The sequence below is a fragment of the Flavobacterium panici genome, assembly GCF_903819335.1.
Taxonomy (GTDB): Bacteria; Bacteroidota; Bacteroidia; order Flavobacteriales; family Flavobacteriaceae; genus Flavobacterium; species Flavobacterium panici.
Genome location: NZ_CAIJDE010000017.1, coordinates 215,864 through 234,676 on the forward strand (window position 1 = coordinate 215,864; position 18,813 = coordinate 234,676).

The following is an 18,813-nucleotide window of genomic DNA, read 5'->3' on the forward strand; positions in this document are numbered from 1 at the left end:
TAAAACTATCCTTTGATTTGCTTCAAAGAAGTCTTAATCCCTTTTATTAAAGACGAACTAAAACCATTGTGTTCCATTTCATTTAAACCAACAATTGTACAGCCTTGTGGCGTTGTTACGCGGTCAATTAATTGTTCTGGGTGCACTTTCTCTTCTAAAAGCATTTTTGCGGCTCCTTTTACGGTTTGTGCGGCAATTGCCAGAGCAGTATTCGAATCGAATCCAATTTCGATTCCTGCCTGCATAGAAGCACGAATATATCTTAAAGCATATGCAGTTCCACATGCGCCTAAAACTGTCGCTGCATCCATTAATTTTTCGTCGATTACAGGAGCCGTTCCTAAATCCTGAAATAAGTCAACAATTGGCAATGCTTTTTCTTTGTCTTTTTCAGGGAAAGAAATACAAGTTGCCGATTCTCCAAATTGTGCTGCAATATTTGGCATAATACGCACAACCGGATATTCGTTATTTGTTTTTGTTTGAAGAACATCCAAAGACAATCCGCTTACGGCAGAAGCAATTGTTTTATTTTGAATTACCGGCAAAATCTCAGCCAAAACAGTATCTACCTGATACGGTTTTATGGTTAAAATTACCACATCGGCTTCCTGAATATTATGTTTATTATCGTTAGAAACCGTAATTCCGTATTCGGCTAAATATTGAATACTTGCAGTGTTTCTTCTGGTTACGGTAACCTGATTGTTTTTAGAAAATTTTGCAATTCCCAAGGCAATAGAAACCCCAAGGTTTCCTCCCCCTATAATATGTACTTTCATCCTGCTTGGTTTTAATTTATTTTGGACTTGCTAACAGCCTGTTTTTCGGCTGTAAATTACGCAGATTTTAAGGATTTTAAATCACTGTAATCTATTAATTTGTGGCAAAAATTTAAAACCCAAGAATCAATTTGGCTACTCCAAAATAGAGCATAATTCCAAAAACATCATTGGTTGTAGTGATAAACGGCCCGGTTGCAATTGCGGGGTCGATTTTGTTTTTATGAAGAAAAAGCGGTACTAAGGTTCCTAAAATTGCAGCAAACATAATTACCACTATCATAGAGATCGAAATAGCAATTCCCACTAAATATTGTCCGTACATAAGAGAATGATATCCTAGTAAAAGCAGGGAAATTATACTTCCGGAAATCATCGAAACGGTAATTTCTTTGCTAAAATAACTTTTACTGAATTCCTTCAAAGTTCCGTTTGCCAAACCCTGTACCACGATTGCCGATGCCTGAACTCCAATATTTCCGGCTGTAGCCGAAAGCAGGGGCACGAAAATAATTAGGGTTGAATATTTCTGAAAAGCGGTTTCATTATCTTTCAAAACAAAAGATGCTACAATCTCGATTACCATACCAATTAAAAGCCAAGGCAGACGTGCTTTTGTTAATTCAAGAACGCTGTCATTTGTTTCAATGTCCTGCGTAATACCCGCTGCTAACTGGTAATCTTTATCGGCTTCTTCTTTAATTACGTCTACGATATCATCAATTGTAATTCTTCCCACCAAACGACCAAGCTCATCCACAACCGGAATTGCCTCCAAGTCATACTTTTGCATAATACGTGCTACCTCAACATCTTGGGTATCAACGTTTACGAAATTTAATTTTCGGATATAAACATCGCCAATTTGTGTTTTTGTAGATGAAGTCAGTAAATCTTTAAGAGACAATCTTCCTTTTAAGCGGTTTTCATCATCAACAACATAAATAGAATGTACTCTCGAAACATTTTCTGCCTGAATTCGCATTTCCTTTACGCAGGTTAAAACATTCCAGTTTTCATTGACTTTTACAAGCTCTTTACCCATCAAACCACCCGCCGTGTTTTCATCGTAGCGTAATAATTCGACAATGTCTTTTGCGTGTTCTACGTCAAGTAACTCAGAGATAACTTCTGCTTTGATTTCCTGCGAAAGTTCAGCGATAATATCTGCCGCATCGTTTGTCTCCAGCTCATCAAGCTCTTCGGCAATTTCTTTCGGTGAAAGTCGACTTAAGATATTCTCACGCAGATCTTCTTCTAATTCCAGAAGAATCTCGGCGGTTTTATCACTATCTAAAACTTTAAAGATATAGGTTGCTTCGTCAAAATCCAGTTCATCAAGGATTTCGGCGATATCAGCATGGTGAAGGTCGTTAAGTAAAATTTCAAGTTCATTGTCATTTTTCTTAACGATTAAATCTTCTAATTGATGAATAAATTCTTTGCTAACTTTGAACTCCATCGGCTTCTATTTTTTGAGTCAAAACAATAAATTCGTCAACGCTTAGCTGTTCGGGACGTTTATCAAAGATAGTGTCTTCTCGCAGTTTATCTGATAAATTTAATGTTTTCAAACTGTTACGTAATGTTTTTCGTCTTTGCTGAAAAGCTGTTTTTACAACCGTAAAAAATAACTTTTCACCACAAGGAAGGCTATAATCTTCCTTTCGGGTCATTTTCATCACACCCGACTTGACCTTGGGCGGAGGAATAAAAACATTTTCGCTTACAGTAAACAAATACTCAGTATCATAGAAGGCCTGAGCTAAAACGGATAAGATTCCGTAAGCTTTTGATCCTTTTTTTTCGCAGATGCGCTCTGCAACTTCTTTTTGAAACATTCCGGAAAACTCCGGAATCTGATCTCTAAACTCTAATGTTCTAAAAACAATTTGAGTCGAGATATTATAGGGGAAATTTCCAATTATAGCAAATTGCTTATCCTTGTAAACTTCATTAATATTATATTTTAGAAAATCCTGAGAGATAATCTGATCTTTTAATTTTGGATAATTTTCGCCCAAATACACCACAGATTCTGTGTCAATTTCAATAACGTGTGTATTTATTGGCTTTTCAAGCAAATACTTAGTCAACACACCCATTCCTGGTCCTATTTCTAAAACCTCCTCGTATCCCTTTAAACTCAAAGTATCTGCAATTGCTTTTGCAATACTTTCGTCTTTAAGGAAATGTTGTCCTAAATGTTTTTTGGCTTTTACTTTTTCCATTTTCTTTCTTGTTTTGCCACAAGGGCGCAAAAGTATTCTTTTTGAGGCGAAGGGTCAAAGCTTATTTCACTTTTTTTGCCACAAAGGCGCAAAGACACAAAGCTTTATTCTTTTTTGCCACGAAGGCTCGAAGGCACAAAGTTTATTCTTTGTTTTTCCGTTCGATTATAATCTGAAAATTATCTTTATTTTTATCTACTTTGTTTTTTACAGGAAATCTGCTTATTCGTTCGCTCAAACGTAAAAAACTATAAAACCTTTCCGCTTTTGATAATTTCAAAAAATCGTCCTGCTGCTGTTTATTACTTTCCTCTTTTGTTTGAAATCGGATTTCCATAATATCTTTGTTTTTTTGTGTTGCAACAAAGGCTCAAAGCTTTATTTTTTTTGCCACGAATTCCACAAATTATCACAAATTTTAAATCTATAATCTGTGTAAATCCGTTTAATCAGTCAAATCTGTGGGCTATTCTGTTTACTGAAAACTAAAATTAATGTTCTGAAATAACCTCCAGCTCTGTTCTAAAAGAAAGCATTTTATCTGCAAATAATTCTAAAGCTTCTCTGTCAAATCTTGGCTGGTCTTCTAAATAATACTTCTCTAAAGTATCTTTACTATCTGTCGTGTATTGTACAGAATAAGTAATTCCGCCCATTTCTTCTTCAACTAAAACTTTTACAATTCTTGCTGATGAAAATTTTTGTGTCGCCAAGATTTCCGGTATGTGCTTTTCCTGCATCCATTTTAACCATTGATCGTGTGCGCTTTCGTGTATATTAGTAGTAACGTTGAAAATAATCATGTTTCTTAATTTTAGATATCAGATTTTAGATTTTAGATTCTCTGTAAAAGGTTAGAATCTAATTGAACTAAATCCAAAAATCACTTTTTTATAAATTCTTTCTTTGGAATTTGGAATTTACAAATTCTTATCCCCTCTTAACTCGCGGTATTTTTTTCTGGCATCAACAAAGTAAATACTATCCTGATGGCTAAAAATTACCTTTTCATATAAAGGCTTGGCCTTTTCTACATCTTTCAATTCGTCATTGTAAATTTCTGCTGAGAAAAACAGTGCTTCATCTACATAAATTCCGTCGCTGTGGCTGTCAATGATTTGCTGGTATTGGCTTAAAGCCGAAGTATAATCTTTCTGACTTTCATATATTTTACCTAAACGCAACAATGTTACAGCTTCGATTTCCTGCCCTTTAAAGGTTTTCAGGATGTTTTGAAAATGTATAATTGCTTCTTGTTTTTTATTTTGATAAAGTAAAAAATCGCCTTTTGCAAATTGCTTTAAAGCTGTTTGAGTTGAATCAGCAACGGTATTGTCATTTATCAGTAAGAAATATTCAAGAGCGTCGTTAGCAATTAATTGTGTGTTTGCCGATTTTAATTCTTTAAACTGTTTTAAAGCCCATTCAAAATCGCCTTTGTAATAACTTGTTTTTGCTGCTTTTAAACTTGCTTCATGCGACATGACATCATTCTTTAAATCCAATTGAATCTGAGAATAGTAAATTAATGCCTGATTGAACTTTTCTTCTAAAAGCAAAATATCTCCCAGCTCCATCTTTGCATCAGCCTGTTGATAAGCGTTTAAATTTAATTCTAAAGCTCTTTTTACAACTGTTTTGGCTTCTTCTGTCTTTTTTAAATTAAAAGCCAGGAAATGTGCCTGAATTAATTGCAAAGATAAGGTAAAAGGATTTATTTCATAAGTTACCAGTAATTGCTGCAGTTCTGCTGTAATGGCCGGATAATCTTTTTCCTGTGCTTTATCAATTTTAATCTGCATTAAATTGGCATTGCTCTGAATCAGTAGATCTGTATCTTTTGTGTTTAGAAGAATAAAATTCAGAATTTCAGAAGCGGTGTCTGTGTCATCTTCATTTAAGGCAAACTGACTTAAGTTTACAATACTGATTAAAGATTCCGGTTCGCGTTTGTAAATGGCTTTTTCCTGAATAAAGGCTTTTCCAAATTCTTTTTGCTGTACATAAAACCAGCTTAAATAATGATTCCAAAAAACATCCTGATCTTTTTGCGTTCTTAAAATCAATGCTTTTCGCATAGCATCTTTAAAAGCCGTATTATCTGTTTCGCCGTTCATAAAACGGGATAACTGTGTTTGGATTAAATTAGCGTTTTGCTGGTTATTATAAGATTCTGTCAGTAAAAGATCTATCATTAAATCGGTTTTTCCTAACTGGCCGTACAACATTCCAATTTGAAAATTGAAATTATAATTCGGCTGAACCTGCATGGCGGTTTGATACGCTTTTAAGGCATATTCTAATAAAACCTTTTTCTCGAAAGCATTTCCAACTCCGTAAACATCATTTGGACTGGTTTTGATTTTATCGATTGCCTGTTCATAGTAATTTTTGGCTTTCGATTCGTTTTTCTGTAACTGGTAATTGTATCCCAATTCAACTAAAAAAACACCTTGTTTATAGGCATTGTAACGACTTAAAATTGTTTTTTCGGCAAGGTCAAACTGCTGCAATTGCTGATAACAATCTATCGTTCGTAAAAAGTATTGGGTATTTGATGGTGAACTTCTTAAAAGATCTTCGTAAATGATTTTTGCTTTTTCAAAATCACCTTTGTCGTAGTAATTGTTTGCTAACTGTTCGTTTTGCGAAAATGCAAAACCAGACCACAACAAAACGATATAGATAAAGATGTTTTTCATATTTCAGTTTTTAAATGTGGTATTTTTTAGTATTCAGTCACAGTTTACAGTCTCGGTAATCGGTTCAGTTAAACTGAAAACTGAGACTGTGACTGTAAACTATATACTAAAGTTAGTCAATTATATCAAATCCGCAGTAAGGACGTAAAACTTCTGGGATTACAATTCCTTCCGGCGTTTGGTAATTTTCTAAAATTCCGGCCAAAACTCTAGGCAATGCTAATGAACTTCCGTTTAATGTATGTGCCAATTGGTTTTTCCCGTCTTTGTCTTTGAAACGTAATTTCAAGCGGTTTGCCTGAAAAGTTTCAAAGTTAGAAACTGAACTAATTTCTAACCAGCGATCCTGCGCCGTAGAAAATACTTCAAAATCGTAAGTCAAAGCTGATGTGAAACCCATATCGCCTCCGCAAAGACGTAAAACTCTATATGGTAATTTTAATTCTTTTAGAATGTCTTTTACGTGCTCTACCATTCCGTCAAGCGCTGCGTATGAATTATCCGGATGTTCAACACGAACGATTTCTACTTTATCAAATTGATGTAAACGGTTTAATCCGCGAACGTGCGCTCCGTAAGAACCTGCTTCACGACGGAAACATGGTGTATAAGCGGTATGTAAAACCGGTAATTCGCTTTCGTTTAAAATTACATCGCGAAATAAATTTGTAACCGGAACCTCAGCTGTTGGGATCAAATATAAATCATCAATTGTTGAATGGTACATTTGCCCTTCTTTATCTGGCAATTGTCCTGTTCCGTATCCTGAAGCTTCGTTTACCAAATGCGGAACCTGAACTTCATCATATCCTGCTACTGTGTTCTTATCTAAAAAATAGTTGATTAACGCACGCTGCAAACGAGCTCCTTTTCCTTTGTAAACAGGAAAACCAGCTCCGGTAATTTTTACACCCAATTCAAAATCGATGATATCGTATTTTTTTACCAATTCCCAGTGCGGCTGTGCGCCTTCGTGTAAAACCGGAATATCGCCTTCCTGAAAAACATTCAAATTGTCATCTGGAGTTTTTCCTTCAGGTACAATATCTGCCGGAAGATTTGGTAACGTGTATAATTTATTTGTTAACTCAACCGCCAAAGCTTCTGCTTTTTCGCCAAGTTCTTTGCTTTTTTCTTTTAATGAAACGGTTTTTTCTTTTAAGATGGCTGCTTTAGATTTCTCACCCGCTTTCATTAATTCGCCTATATCTTTGGACAATTTATTAGATTCAGCTAAAGTATTATCTAATTCCACCTGAGTTGCACGACGATTTTCGTCTAATTGCACCACCTCTTCAACAACGCTTTTAGCATCGATATTTCGTTTTGCTAAAGCCTTGATTACTTTCTCCTGATTTTCTCTAATAAATGCGATTTGTAACATAGCTTGATTTTTATAACTATTGTATTTTTTAATAACGGAAGCAAATTTAAGGAAATGTTTGCTAAGATTACGTACAAAGTTTAGTCTAAAGTTATTTGAAGGATTCCGCAGAGATACACGAAGTTTTCGCAAAGATGCGAAGAGAGTTTTATTCTTTTATTAGTTTAAAAGTTTGGACAGAATCGCCAAGCGTTACTTTCAAAATATAAAATCCGGAATCAAGACTAATGATGTTTATAGTTCCGTCGCTGGTTTTTCCTTTTAAAACTGATTTTGATTCGAAATTAAAGAATTCAAAATCAAAGTTTTTAGCACCGAAGTTTTCTATGGAAATCGTTGTCTGCGCCGGATTTGGAGAAACAAAAGGTTTGTTTTTAACCAATTTTTCTAATGGCTGTTTATTGCAGGCACTTTCTAAAAGCGAATCCAGGTCATTTTCATCGTATACCAAAGCGTAATGAAGTTCTTTTGCTTTTTGAAATAACTGGCAGGCTTCGTCGTACTTTTTCTTGTCGAGATAAATTATTCCGAGGTTTTTCATTGCATACGAATTGTTTTTATCCATTTCTAATGCAGCTTCTAAATCAGCAATTCCTTTTTTAGATTCTCCCAGTTTATGATAAAGTAGACCTCGGGTTGTTTTTAAATCTCTTCCACCCTTTATATTTCCTTTGTCATGTTGAAAGGCTTTTTCAATATTTTCAAATGCTTTTTCATACTCTCCTTCATCACTCAATAATCTGGCAAGTGCCGAGTATGACTGGGCATGGTCTGGTTTTTCTTTTATAATTTTCTCTAAATAATAGCGCGCTAAATCATACGATTTTCGTTTTTGCAACAATGTTGCAAAGTTGTATAAAATGCGATAATCAGTAGGTGCGTTCTTGATTGCTTTAAAATAATAGTTATATGCAAAACCTTCCATTTCGAGGGTAGCATATACACTTCCCATTCGGTCATAAAGTTTACTTCGAAAGACTGCCGTTTTCTTTTGTGCGGAATCTGACTCTACTACTTTTTTGTTTTTTGGATCTTTATCAATGGCAAATTCAACCTTTTTTAAATCTTCAATTGCCAAAGTATTATTGCCAAGACTTACTCCTAAAACTCCTCGATTATACAAATCATTAATAGTTGTTGGATTAAAATTCGTTCTTGTATTAATATCCGTCAGCATTTTTAAGGCTTTTTTGACTGATTCTTCGCGGTCTTTATTAAACGGAAGTTTATGATCTGTTCTGCCCGTCATTTTTCCGTGTGCAAAATTCCAGGTTACGAGTTTTTCGCCTTGATAATTATACTGAAAACAATCGCCATCTTTCAATCCGTCTTTATCAAAATAGAAAACTTCGTTTACTTTTCCGCTTGGATAATAGGTTTTAGAACTGTCTTGCTTTTTATCTGCACCGAACCAAATTTCGACCGAAACTACTTTATCATCATAATAATAGCGCGTAACATTATCTGCGGCCTCTTTTTGTTTTTCCTGAGCCAGCAAGAAAAAAGGCCAAATGAGTACAACAAAAAAGATTTTTTTTGACATGTTTTGTTTCAATTGAATGCGAATTTACAAAAACCGATTTCGATCGTCTTTTTTAAACGAATAAGTTTTTCCGTCAAATTTCAGTTTTTGGAATTCTTTTTTGACTTTTAGGTCGCTTTTTTGCTGAATGTCGTTTTCTAAATCTTCTTCGGCAGCGTCTTCATAAGTATAGATTTTTGAAACTAATAAATCATAAAAACCGCTTGTTTGCGAGGCAGAAAGACTAATTCCGGTTTCTAAGGTTTCTATTTGATACGTTCCTCCTCCGTTTGAATCTCCGTTTGCGGAGCGAATTGGATATTCGTATAAAACTTTCCTGATTCTGTTTCCATCAAAAGTGACGATAGTAAATTTTTCTTCAGAATACATTACAACTCTGCTGTTTGAATATACTTCTGTGCTAAAAGCTATGGCCGGAGTTTTGTCATTCAACTGTAATACATTATTCAAAATATATGTTTTGGCAACTCTTAAACCTTCATTTTCGTAATAACCGAGATTTTTATCGGTTTCTTCTGCCAGAATTTTTCCGTCTTCATTATTAACAAAAACGAATTTTCTTTCGTAGTAATTGCCTAAATCTTCTTCGCCCTGCTTTGTTTTATTTTTCTTAATAACGCAAATCACAAAAAAGGTTGTTTCGTTGTTGTAACGAATCGAACTTACATCTTCAATTTTAATGTTTGAATACTTGATGTTTAGATTTTCGGCGGTTTTTTTGAGCAGGCTCAAATTGAGTTCTTCGGAAGGAACAATGTCTTCACTTTTTCTAAAAAGAAGCTGTTCTGCTGGTTTTGGGTTTTCAGACTGAACGGCTAACGATGGGGCGTTTTCGTCAATGATCTGTTTTTCATTTTTTCCACAGGAATATAGAAATAGAAAAATGCCACTGAGAATTAAGTAGGTTTTAATTTTCATTGGTGTTGATTTTAAAATTAGGGGCTATCAAATATAAAATATTCTTAGTTAGCTTTTTAATTAAAATCAAAAATTTAATAAAATTGGTAAATTATTTATATTCTACTAATAATTCTCTTAATTCATTGCTTTTTAAAAACACAGCAAATCGTCCTGCCAAAAGCAGCATATCTCTTTCTTCTGGTCTGATTCGCAGTTTTGTTTCAATATGTGAGGTGTATTCATACATTAATAGAATTTCTCCGGCTGTAAATTCTGAAAATTTATCTTTTTGAAGTGTTGCAGCGATTATCTCACCGTCTTTATTTTTTCTGAATGCGCTTTCGCCGAATTTGTTTACAATATCTGTTTTAAATTCAGTATATAATTTAAACCAGCCGGCTGCATCGTCATTTGTGGTTTTTAATTCTGTTATCAGTTCTTCGTACTTTTCATCTTTTTGCATTTTTTGTAAATGATTTCGAATAGTAGTAAAACCAATAACCTGATAATTTTTTACCGGAATTTTATAGCGTTCAAAAGTGTTTTCTACGTCTCTGTCAAAAGTTATGTATCGGGTTTGAACAGTATAAAGTGATGCAGTTTCAAAAAGGGAAAGCAGTCCAATTTTCGTATCGTTGATATATGGTGTTTTTTTACCTTGTCCGAGACAATCAATAAAAAGCGCTTTTTTGTTTTTGTCATCAACAGTAGTATCGGCATGGAGCAACTCAACCAAAGTTTTATAACCTGTATTATCTGAAGCGCCTCCGTCAATAATACATAAAATTTTATCCTGATTTTTAATCCCGAATTTCACCTTTGGGAGAACTCCCGGAAAAGCAGAACTTGCCGTAATTCCGTAAGTTACGGGAAAATTGTAACCGTCGTTTATTTTGTTTTGATCCAAAACAAGATCAGCTTTATTGGGCGCGAGTGATTCATCTATAGCTAATCCTTTGATGATATGTGGCATAAACGGAATACGCTCGCCGTTATTGAAAGCAGTTCCGTTGGCAACAAACATCGGCAGCGAAGGTTCTGATTTGCTTTCCTTTGGAACAAAAAAATCAGACAAAAGCATTTGAGTATCAAATTTATCTTTGTTGTCAGGATTTGTCACATCATATTGCAAAATATCGGCATCAATGCGTTGTGACATCGATATTTTATCACCTTTTTCGTTTCGGCTGTTGTTTAAAAGCGATAAAATATTGGCCGATTTATCTACATAATCTTTGAAGGCATCGGCTTTTGAAAAGTAAAATTCGTTGAAAGAACAATTGTCGTGATGCAGTTTGTTTTTTAAAACGGTTAAATAATATCCCGCCGAAAAACAACCTCCAGAAACTGTTGAATAATAATCTATTTCATTTAAAAAATTGCGTTGCAAGTAATTCTCGTCAATTTCTTCCAGTCCGAGAAGAACGCCCATACTAAAAAATTGTGCTCGAGAGCCTCCGCCAGAAATACCAATTCCGAGTGCAATATGCGGATTTTGAAATTTTTGATCTCTTTCCTGAACCGATTTATAATCTGATAAGGAAACCGCAGGAATCGAACTGTAATTAATCTCTGAAAAAAGGTTGATTTTATTTTGGGAAAATCCTTTGTCTAAAAAAACAAGAAACAACATTACCAGCTGCAGTCTTTTAATTTTCATGCTAAATTCTTTTAATTAATATTGTTTATTCAACATTAAACAATCTGAGTATATACGAGAGTTAGTAGAGAATATCCGGAACTAAATTTAAACCAATTAATTCAGAAAGAAGTGTTTACGTGGAAAAAAGTTTATTCCACAAAACTGCACGGAGATTTTTCGCAGAGATTCGCAAAGAATATTTAAAGTAGTGTGAATTAATCTCGCAAAGTCGCGAAGTCGCAGAGAAATAAAACTTTGCGACTTCGCGACTTTGCGAGATTAAAACATAAAACCTTAGCGAATCTCTGCGAATAAACTTTGTGAATCTTTGCGGCAGAAAAAACTACGCACGTTTAATTTCATGCCCAACGTATTCCTCCAAATCCGCAAACATTTCGTCTACAGAAAGGACTTCAAAATCGGGATGGTTTTTTAAGAAATTGGCGTTTAGTTCGGCTAGATTTTCTTCTAATTCAAAAAAAGTATCATTGTTCAATGAATCACGAACCGGGTTTACGCCTTCTAATTTTGCTTTCAGGAATTTTCCGAGCTTGATGTTACTTATTAATTTCACTTTTTTGCTTTGCTCCAGAAACAATTCTAAGTGCTTTTCGGCACCAATTAAAGCCAAACCTTCTTCGATAAGTTCGTTTAATTCTTTGTTCCAGCCTGAATTGTAGACAAATTGCGAAAAATTCCCTTCTGTATATTGTGAATAGTAATAATCGAGATAATAACTCGTCAATGCATCTTCATGAATAAATTCGTCGTCTACACCTTCTTCTCGCATTAAATTGATTACCGAAATATTAGAGTGAATAACATCTTGCGGATTTTCACTTTTCATTGCTGTTTCAGAAACTATTATTCTACCGAATTCCTCCATTTGGGTTTTGTTTTGAGATTTGTTTTTGCTGAGATCAAGATCTTCGCCGTTCTTTTTTTCATTCATTTTAGCTGTTAAAGCCTTTAATCTTTTGGCCTGAGCTTCTTTTTCTTCTCGAAGCTTCGCCTTTTTTCTGTTCAGCAACTTAGTGTGCAAGGCCTTATTTTTTGTGTTTTTTTCGGGTCCCTTTGCCATTACTTATATTGTTTATTAATGTAATATAATCGCTTTTCTACTTAATTATTATTTTGCAAATTTCGAATAAAAAGACGATTTAATTCGTGCACAATTAAAAATTTAAAGATTTTTATTGGTCAAACAAAAGGAAAAGCCTTATTTAAAATAAATAGCGTATAAACACCTATAGATTAGTATAATTTTATCGGTATACTTGTTTGCATAATTTAATGTTTCTTTTAAAAATCAAAATCATGGCTGACGATCAAAACAAATTTAACGAGTTGAAAGAATATTTAGAAAAAGAAATTCGCCAACATCAATTTGCATCCCGTACTAAGAACGTACTTGCTCAAACTCTTTTTTTTCTTGCCATTATTACAAGTGGAATTTGTTTAATTAATGTTGCGACAAACTGGTTTTCAAAAACTGAATTATCAGCAATTGCTGCAATTCCGGGAATTATTCTATTAATAACTAATACATTTAAATTCGAGGCAAGATCAAAATGGAATAAACTTAAACAAAGAAAAATGGAAGGTTTATACCGCAAATTAATATTTGAAAATGCTACTGTTGAAACTATTTCTAAAGAAATTACGGACGAACTAGAAAAACTTGATGAAACAAGGATTGAATTAGTAAAACCAGCTTAATTCATTTTTTAACATCACTTTTAAATATACAAACGAAATGAACCTTAATAAAAACATAACTCTATTTTTCCTTTTAGGAATTCTCTCCATTTTAGCGGGAATAATTTATGCTATAATCCTGATAACAGGAAATTCAGCGCAAGATGGTTTATTAGGAATTTATATATTATTCGGTTTGATTCCTGTATTTCTAGTCATATTGATTGACCGATTATTGGTTAGAAAGTTTGGAAATCAAAAAGTCAATAAAGTTCAGTTTTCTTTTCTGTTATTTATTATACTTTTATGGATTGTTAGAGCTATTGCGAATTTGTTCGTTTAAATTATGAGGAAAACAGTTTTATTAATTACAATTGGATGTCTTCTCTTCGGCTGCAAAAAAGAAGAAACAACAGAATTTCCGTTTGACAGTTTGGTTTTATCTTCTTCAAATTTAGCTGAGATTAATTCAATAAAATTTACAAGGAGTGATACCTTGTATTTTCAAAGGAATTATCCTGATCCTCCACAAAATTTCTATGCAATAATTTCAAATGATAAAAAAATTGAACTAAACCAGTATCTTCAAAATCTAAACATAAACAAATATAAGCCTTTCTTCTATGATGAAAACCTCGACGATGGTCAGAGTTATTTACTTCAGGTTAAAGCTAAAGACACAAACAAATTGATTTTTATACATGGCTCTGACGCTCCTAAAGAGCTTTATAATTATATTGATTCGTTAATTGCTTTAAAAGAAGATTTGAATTTTATACCAACAAAACAAGTTATTGACTTTGGTAATTTAAGTTCAATTCTTCCTATACCGCCTCCACCACCGCCTTTAAAAGAGAACTAATAAATATGAACCCAACCTTTTTCCCTACCCAAGAAAAATTTAGAGAATGGTTAGAAAAGCATTATCAAAAAGAAACCGAACTTATAGTTGGTTTCTATAGAGTGAGCACCAAAAAACCATCTATGACCTGGTCAGAATCTGTAGATCAGGCACTTTGTTTTGGCTGGATTGACGGCGTTCGAAGAACTATTGACGAGGAAAGTTATACGATTAGATTTACGCCAAGAAAAAAATCGAGTATTTGGAGTGCTATAAATATTAAAAAAATCGAAGTGCTCACAAAAGCCGGATTGATGAAAGAAGCTGGAATAAAAGCTTTCGAACACAGATCTGAAGAAAGATCTAAAATTTACTCGCATGAAAATGAAGCGTATGTTCTCGACCCTGAGTTCGAAAAGGAATTTAAAGCTAATAAAACAGCTTGGGAATATTTCAGCAATCAGGCGCCATCATACAAAAAAGTAATAATTCATGTAATTATGAGCGCCAAACAAGAAAAAACCAAACTTGCAAGATTAGAAAAAGCAATAAAATTTAGCGCCGAAGGAAAGCGAATGTTGTAAAATAATGAAAGCCTATTTTATCAACAGATCAACCCGAAATTTTGGATTCTGAAAGTGAACTTCTTTTAATAAAATAACTATAAAAATGGGTATTTTTCCTGTAGGTTATTTACAATAATAAACCGTAATTTTATTGCCTCAAAAAAAAATAAAAGAAATAAAGAATGGAAGGAAGAAAAGCATTAGAATATTACGTTTTAGATGTATTTTCAAACGAAAGCTACAAAGGGAATCCACTTTCTGTGGTTTTTACCGATGGTAATTTAAAATTAGAAACCTATAAGGATATTTCTAAAGAATTTGGCTATTCTGAAACCTCTTTTGTCTATTATTCTACAACAGAAAAAGCGCTGACTGTTCGTTCGTTTACTCCAACCGGAATTGAAATCGACGGCGCAGGACATAACTTATTAGGCGCTGTCTGCGGTGCTTTGTTAAAAGGAATGCCCATTTTTGAAGAACAAAACGAAAGTGAACCTTTTGTAATTATGAAACGTTCCCCAATTCCGTTAACGGTAAGTTTTGATCCGGTTACTTTTTATCCAGTTGTTCAAATGCATCAAAAATCGGCAGTTATAAAACAAGAAATTCCAACTTATAGAATTGCAATAGCTCTCGGTTTAAAAATTGAAGACTTAGATGTGAATGCTTTTGTGCCAACAATAGTTAAAACAGAAGTTGCACACACAATGGTTCCCATAAAAAACAGTCAATTACTTAATAGCTGTGTTCCAGATAATCAACTCTTAATCGAAATCTCAAAAGAATATAATTTTGAAGGTTTTTATTGTTTCACCATTGCCGATGAAGGTCAGGAACATATAGTCGAAACGAGATTTTTTAACCCAATAATCGGGATATATGAAGATCCGGCAACGGGAACAGCTGCAGGCCCGTTAATTGGCTTTTTAACACAAAAAAAATTCACTAAATCTGAGAAAGAGTATAAAATTCTTCAAGGCGTAAAATTAAAACAAGCGTCAATGATCGAAGTTATGAACCGTGAAGAAGATATTTTAGTAGGCGGTTCTTCGATAATTACGATGAAAGGCGAATTGTATATATAAACAGCATAAAATCTCTTAAATTAATAAGCTGTAAATGCTCACATTTGAACAAGCCAAAAAAATTGTATCTGAACGATTAGCAAATTCTAATTTTTCAGGCGATGATTCACTTATTATTCTGGATCAGTTCACAATTGAAAAACCATATGCATGGATTTTTTGTTATACTTCAAGACTTTATCACGAAACCAAAGAAACTCAATATGCAATTGCAGGAAATTCTCCAATTATAGTTGATAAACAAACAGGAAAACAAATACAGTACGGATCGGCGTATAGTCTTGAAGAAATAATTGAATTATATGAAGAAGAGAAAAAAATTTGGAATTTGGTTTTAATAGAAAATAATGTTTTCGACAATACCAAACTGCTTTTATTAAAAACTAAATTTGGTTTGAGTAATGATGAATTAATACATCTTAAAAAAGATAATATATTGCCTTTTGACAAAGGTTCTGAATTAAGGCTTACTTTATTAAAAAAAAGAACTATCAGAAATCGGAATTGAAACTGAGTTAAAATTATCCTGAAAATAGCTCTTCATAAATATAAAAAAAGCTGCATCAAGAAAATGCAGCTTTTTTTATATTCAAAACTAAGTAAAAATCTTAGTTCGTTTTCATTGGCGGTAAATCAAACGCAACAGAATCATGTTCGAAATTATTTCTGTGTCCTCCATCGCAAAATGGTTTATTATTAGATAATCCGCAACGGCAAAGCCCAAGTGCAGATCTTCCTTGTAAACCGTACAGTACTCCTTCTGGATCCATGATTTCAAAATCACCTTCTATTTTGATCGATCCGTTTTTATTAATGATTAATTTTGTCTTGCTCATAAACTTGTTTTTTTGTTTTTTTCGGAAAGCAAAGATTGCGAAATAAATCCTGAAGATTTTACTGGTAATGCTAGTTTAAACTGGTTCTATTTTATTGAATTTTACCACAGAGAGTTTTCGCAGAGATTCGCGGAGTTTTTTATTTTTTGAATCTCGCAAAGTCGCAGAGACGCAAAGCTTTGTTTCACGAAGATTGCGCAGATTTAAGTAAAAATCATTTTAATCCTTTTAATCTGTGGCTAAAATTAAAAAACTTTGCGTCTCTGCGACTTTGCGAGATTATTTCGCCACAACAACAAAAATCTTTGCGAATCTCTACGAAAACTCTCGGCGAATCTCGGCGTAATAACAAAATCTCAATTCTATTGCTTATTTTTGCACTCAATAAAATTGAGTTATGATACAAAATCCAAAGAGATATACTATTACTGCAGCATTGCCTTATACAAACGGACCAATTCACATTGGGCATTTGGCGGGGGTTTACGTGCCTGCCGATATATATTCGAGATATTTGCGTTTGCAAAATAAAGATGTTGCTTTTATCTGCGGAAGCGATGAACACGGTGTTGCAATTTCGATGAAAGCAAAAAAAGAAGGAATTACACCACAAGAAGTTATAGATAAATATGACGGAATTATTCGCAAATCATTTTCTGATTTCGGAATTTCATTCGATAATTATTCCAGAACTTCGGCAAAAGTCCATCATGATACAGCATCGGAATTCTTTAGGACTTTGTATGATAAAGGCGATTTTATTGAAGAAGTAACAGAACAATTGTACGATGCAAAAGCAAATCAGTTTCTTGCAGATCGTTTTGTAGTTGGAACTTGCCCAAGATGCGGTAATGATGGTGCTTATGGAGATCAGTGCGAAAATTGCGGATCTACTCTAAATGCGACTGATTTAATTAATCCGAAATCGACAATTACCGGAGAAACTCCAATTTTAAAAGAAACAAAACACTGGTTTTTACCTTTAGACCGTTATTCTGATTTCTTGACAGAATGGATTTTGGTTGGACATAAAAACGACTGGAAACCTAATGTTTACGGACAAGTTAAATCATGGATCGACGGCGGACTTGAGCCTCGTGCCGTAACGCGTGACCTTGATTGGGGAATTGATGTTCCGGTTGAAGGTGCCGAAGGAAAAAAATTATATGTTTGGTTTGATGCGCCTATCGGATACATTTCTTCTACGAAAGAATGGGCAGCGCGCGAAGGAAAAGACTGGGAACCGTATTGGAAAGACAAAGACACGAAACTGGTTCACTTTATTGGGAAAGACAATATTGTTTTTCACTGTATCATTTTCCCTGCAATGCTTAAAGCCGAAGGAAGCTATATTTTACCAGACAACGTTCCGGCAAATGAGTTCCTGAATTTAGAAGGAAACAAACTTTCTACTTCTAAAAACTGGGCAGTTTGGCTACACGAATATTTAGAAGATTTTCCAGAGAAACAAGATGTTTTGCGTTATGCTTTAACATCAAACGCTCCCGAAACAAAAGATAACGATTTTACATGGAAAGATTTTCAGGCTAGAAATAACAATGAACTTGCAGACAACTTAGGAAACTTTGTAAATCGTGTTGTTGTTCTTACTCAAAAGTTTTACGACAGCGTTGTTCCTAATCCAAATGAATTAAATGAAATTGATCAGGCAACTTTGGCTGAGTTAAAAGCTTATCCAGCTGTAATTGCTAGTTCTATTGAGCGTTACCGTTTTAGAGAAGCTCTAAATGAATTAATGAATTTAGCACGTCTTGGAAATAAATATCTTGCAGATCAAGAACCTTGGAAATTAATAAAAACTGATCCTGAACGAGTTAAAACTCAGATGTATGTTGCATTGCAGATTACGGCTGCTTTAAGTGTTTTAGCAGAGCCATTTTTACCATTTACTGCAAAAAAAATAAATTCTATTTTTAAATTAGATCAAACTATTCAGTGGAATGATATTGCAAATCTGGAAGAATTAATTTCTTCAAACCATGTAATAGAAACCGAAAAAGTAGATGTTCTTTTCAACAAAATTGAAGATTCAGAAATACAAAAACAAATAGATAAATTGGAAGCTACAAAAACCGCTAACCTTGCCGAAAACAAACAAGCTGAACCACAAAAAGATTTAATTCAGTTTGATGATTTTGCCAAAATGGACATTCGTATTGGAACTATTCTTGAGGCAGAAAAAATGCCAAAAGCAAACAAACTTTTGGTACTTAAAGTGGATACAGGAATTGACGTTCGTACAATTGTTTCGGGAATTGCCGAGAGTTTTTCTCCAGAAGAAATCATAGGAAAACGTGTTTCTGTTTTAGCCAATTTAGCACCAAGAGCTTTACGCGGAGTTGAAAGTCAGGGAATGATTTTAATGACAACAAATGCCGAAGGAAAATTGGTTTTTGTAAATCCTGATGCTGATGCGCCAAATGGAGCGACAGTAAACTAAAGGAATTTAGATATTAAGCATATCGTTTGTCTTTTCGAGGAACGAGAAATCGCACGCGAGATTCACGCACTGTTGTTGAGTTTCTAGTGCGATTTCTCGTTCCTCGAAATGACAATACTGGCAGAATAAAAAATAAACTAAA

General features: G+C 33.9%; 18 protein-coding genes. 7 read left to right on the top strand and 11 right to left on the bottom strand.

Going from position 1 to position 18,813, the window contains the following annotated elements:
* Nucleotides 1-5: 5 nt before the first annotated feature.
* The 10 genes from proC to FLAPXU55_RS01000 all read right to left on the bottom strand — a co-directional run bounded on the left by proC (nucleotide 6) and on the right by FLAPXU55_RS01000 (nucleotide 12,265).
* Entirely contained in the window at nucleotides 6-782 is a 777-nt protein-coding gene (proC, locus tag FLAPXU55_RS00955) for a pyrroline-5-carboxylate reductase (RefSeq protein ID WP_180856096.1), read from the bottom strand.
* A 112-nt stretch (nucleotides 783-894) separates the two neighbouring features.
* Nucleotides 895-2,244 carry a magnesium transporter gene (gene mgtE, locus FLAPXU55_RS00960; protein ID WP_180856098.1) on the bottom strand — a complete coding sequence of 450 codons (1,350 nt, stop codon included), beginning with the start codon at nucleotides 2,242-2,244 and terminating at the stop codon, nucleotides 895-897.
* Entirely contained in the window at nucleotides 2,228-3,013 is a 786-nt protein-coding gene (rsmA, locus tag FLAPXU55_RS00965) for a 16S rRNA (adenine(1518)-N(6)/adenine(1519)-N(6))-dimethyltransferase RsmA (RefSeq protein WP_180856099.1), read from the bottom strand. The genes mgtE and rsmA overlap by 17 nt, the downstream gene beginning before the upstream one ends.
* A 491-nt stretch (nucleotides 3,014-3,504) precedes the next feature.
* Complete coding sequence (locus FLAPXU55_RS00970) at nucleotides 3,505-3,816, bottom strand: DUF4286 family protein (RefSeq protein WP_073485844.1); 312 nt, start codon at nucleotides 3,814-3,816, stop codon at nucleotides 3,505-3,507.
* Nucleotides 3,817-3,933: 117 nt separating this feature from the next.
* A complete protein-coding gene (locus tag FLAPXU55_RS00975; protein ID WP_180856101.1) occupies nucleotides 3,934-5,715 on the bottom strand; it encodes a tetratricopeptide repeat protein in 1,782 nt (593 codons plus the stop codon).
* Nucleotides 5,716-5,827: 112 nt separating this feature from the next.
* On the bottom strand, nucleotides 5,828-7,099 hold the full coding sequence (gene serS, locus FLAPXU55_RS00980; RefSeq protein WP_180856103.1) for a serine--tRNA ligase: 1,272 nt from the start codon (nucleotides 7,097-7,099) through the stop codon (nucleotides 5,828-5,830).
* A 148-nt stretch (nucleotides 7,100-7,247) separates the two neighbouring features.
* Nucleotides 7,248-8,642, bottom strand: coding sequence for a T9SS type A sorting domain-containing protein (locus FLAPXU55_RS00985; protein ID WP_180856105.1), 1,395 nt, complete (start codon nucleotides 8,640-8,642; stop codon nucleotides 7,248-7,250).
* 24 nt (nucleotides 8,643-8,666) lie between these two features.
* Nucleotides 8,667-9,560 carry a hypothetical protein gene (locus FLAPXU55_RS00990; RefSeq protein ID WP_180856106.1) on the bottom strand — a complete coding sequence of 298 codons (894 nt, stop codon included), beginning with the start codon at nucleotides 9,558-9,560 and terminating at the stop codon, nucleotides 8,667-8,669.
* Between the two features lie 91 nt (nucleotides 9,561-9,651).
* On the bottom strand, nucleotides 9,652-11,202 hold the full coding sequence (locus FLAPXU55_RS00995) for a patatin-like phospholipase family protein (RefSeq protein WP_180856107.1): 1,551 nt from the start codon (nucleotides 11,200-11,202) through the stop codon (nucleotides 9,652-9,654).
* Between the two features lie 325 nt (nucleotides 11,203-11,527).
* Complete coding sequence (locus FLAPXU55_RS01000; protein WP_235991979.1) at nucleotides 11,528-12,265, bottom strand: DMP19 family protein; 738 nt, start codon at nucleotides 12,263-12,265, stop codon at nucleotides 11,528-11,530.
* A gap of 236 nt (nucleotides 12,266-12,501) precedes the next feature.
* Here FLAPXU55_RS01000 and FLAPXU55_RS01005 point away from each other — a divergent pair, with 236 nt between their 5' ends.
* From FLAPXU55_RS01005 to FLAPXU55_RS01030, 6 genes are all read left to right on the top strand, one after another.
* Entirely contained in the window at nucleotides 12,502-12,903 is a 402-nt protein-coding gene (locus FLAPXU55_RS01005) for a hypothetical protein (protein ID WP_180856108.1), read from the top strand.
* 37 nt (nucleotides 12,904-12,940) lie between these two features.
* Nucleotides 12,941-13,225: a hypothetical protein gene (locus tag FLAPXU55_RS01010; protein ID WP_180856109.1), complete on the top strand. Its 285-nt coding sequence runs from the start codon at nucleotides 12,941-12,943 to the stop codon at nucleotides 13,223-13,225.
* Between the two features lie 3 nt (nucleotides 13,226-13,228).
* A complete protein-coding gene (locus tag FLAPXU55_RS01015; protein ID WP_180856110.1) occupies nucleotides 13,229-13,744 on the top strand; it encodes a hypothetical protein in 516 nt (171 codons plus the stop codon).
* A gap of 5 nt (nucleotides 13,745-13,749) precedes the next feature.
* A complete protein-coding gene (locus FLAPXU55_RS01020; RefSeq protein ID WP_180856111.1) occupies nucleotides 13,750-14,307 on the top strand; it encodes a YdeI/OmpD-associated family protein in 558 nt (185 codons plus the stop codon).
* Nucleotides 14,308-14,471: 164 nt separating this feature from the next.
* Nucleotides 14,472-15,374, top strand: coding sequence for a PhzF family phenazine biosynthesis protein (locus FLAPXU55_RS01025; protein WP_180856112.1), 903 nt, complete (start codon nucleotides 14,472-14,474; stop codon nucleotides 15,372-15,374).
* A 34-nt stretch (nucleotides 15,375-15,408) separates the two neighbouring features.
* Nucleotides 15,409-15,882, top strand: coding sequence for a YrhB domain-containing protein (locus FLAPXU55_RS01030; RefSeq protein WP_180856114.1), 474 nt, complete (start codon nucleotides 15,409-15,411; stop codon nucleotides 15,880-15,882).
* Nucleotides 15,883-15,982: 100 nt separating this feature from the next.
* Here the strand turns inward: FLAPXU55_RS01030 and FLAPXU55_RS01035 are convergent, their stop codons facing one another.
* On the bottom strand, nucleotides 15,983-16,210 hold the full coding sequence (locus tag FLAPXU55_RS01035) for a CDGSH iron-sulfur domain-containing protein (protein ID WP_035632488.1): 228 nt from the start codon (nucleotides 16,208-16,210) through the stop codon (nucleotides 15,983-15,985).
* A 397-nt stretch (nucleotides 16,211-16,607) separates the two neighbouring features.
* Between FLAPXU55_RS01035 and metG the strand changes: the two genes are divergently transcribed.
* Nucleotides 16,608-18,671: a methionine--tRNA ligase gene (metG, locus tag FLAPXU55_RS01040; RefSeq protein WP_180856119.1), complete on the top strand. Its 2,064-nt coding sequence runs from the start codon at nucleotides 16,608-16,610 to the stop codon at nucleotides 18,669-18,671.
* Nucleotides 18,672-18,813: the final 142 nt, after the last annotated feature.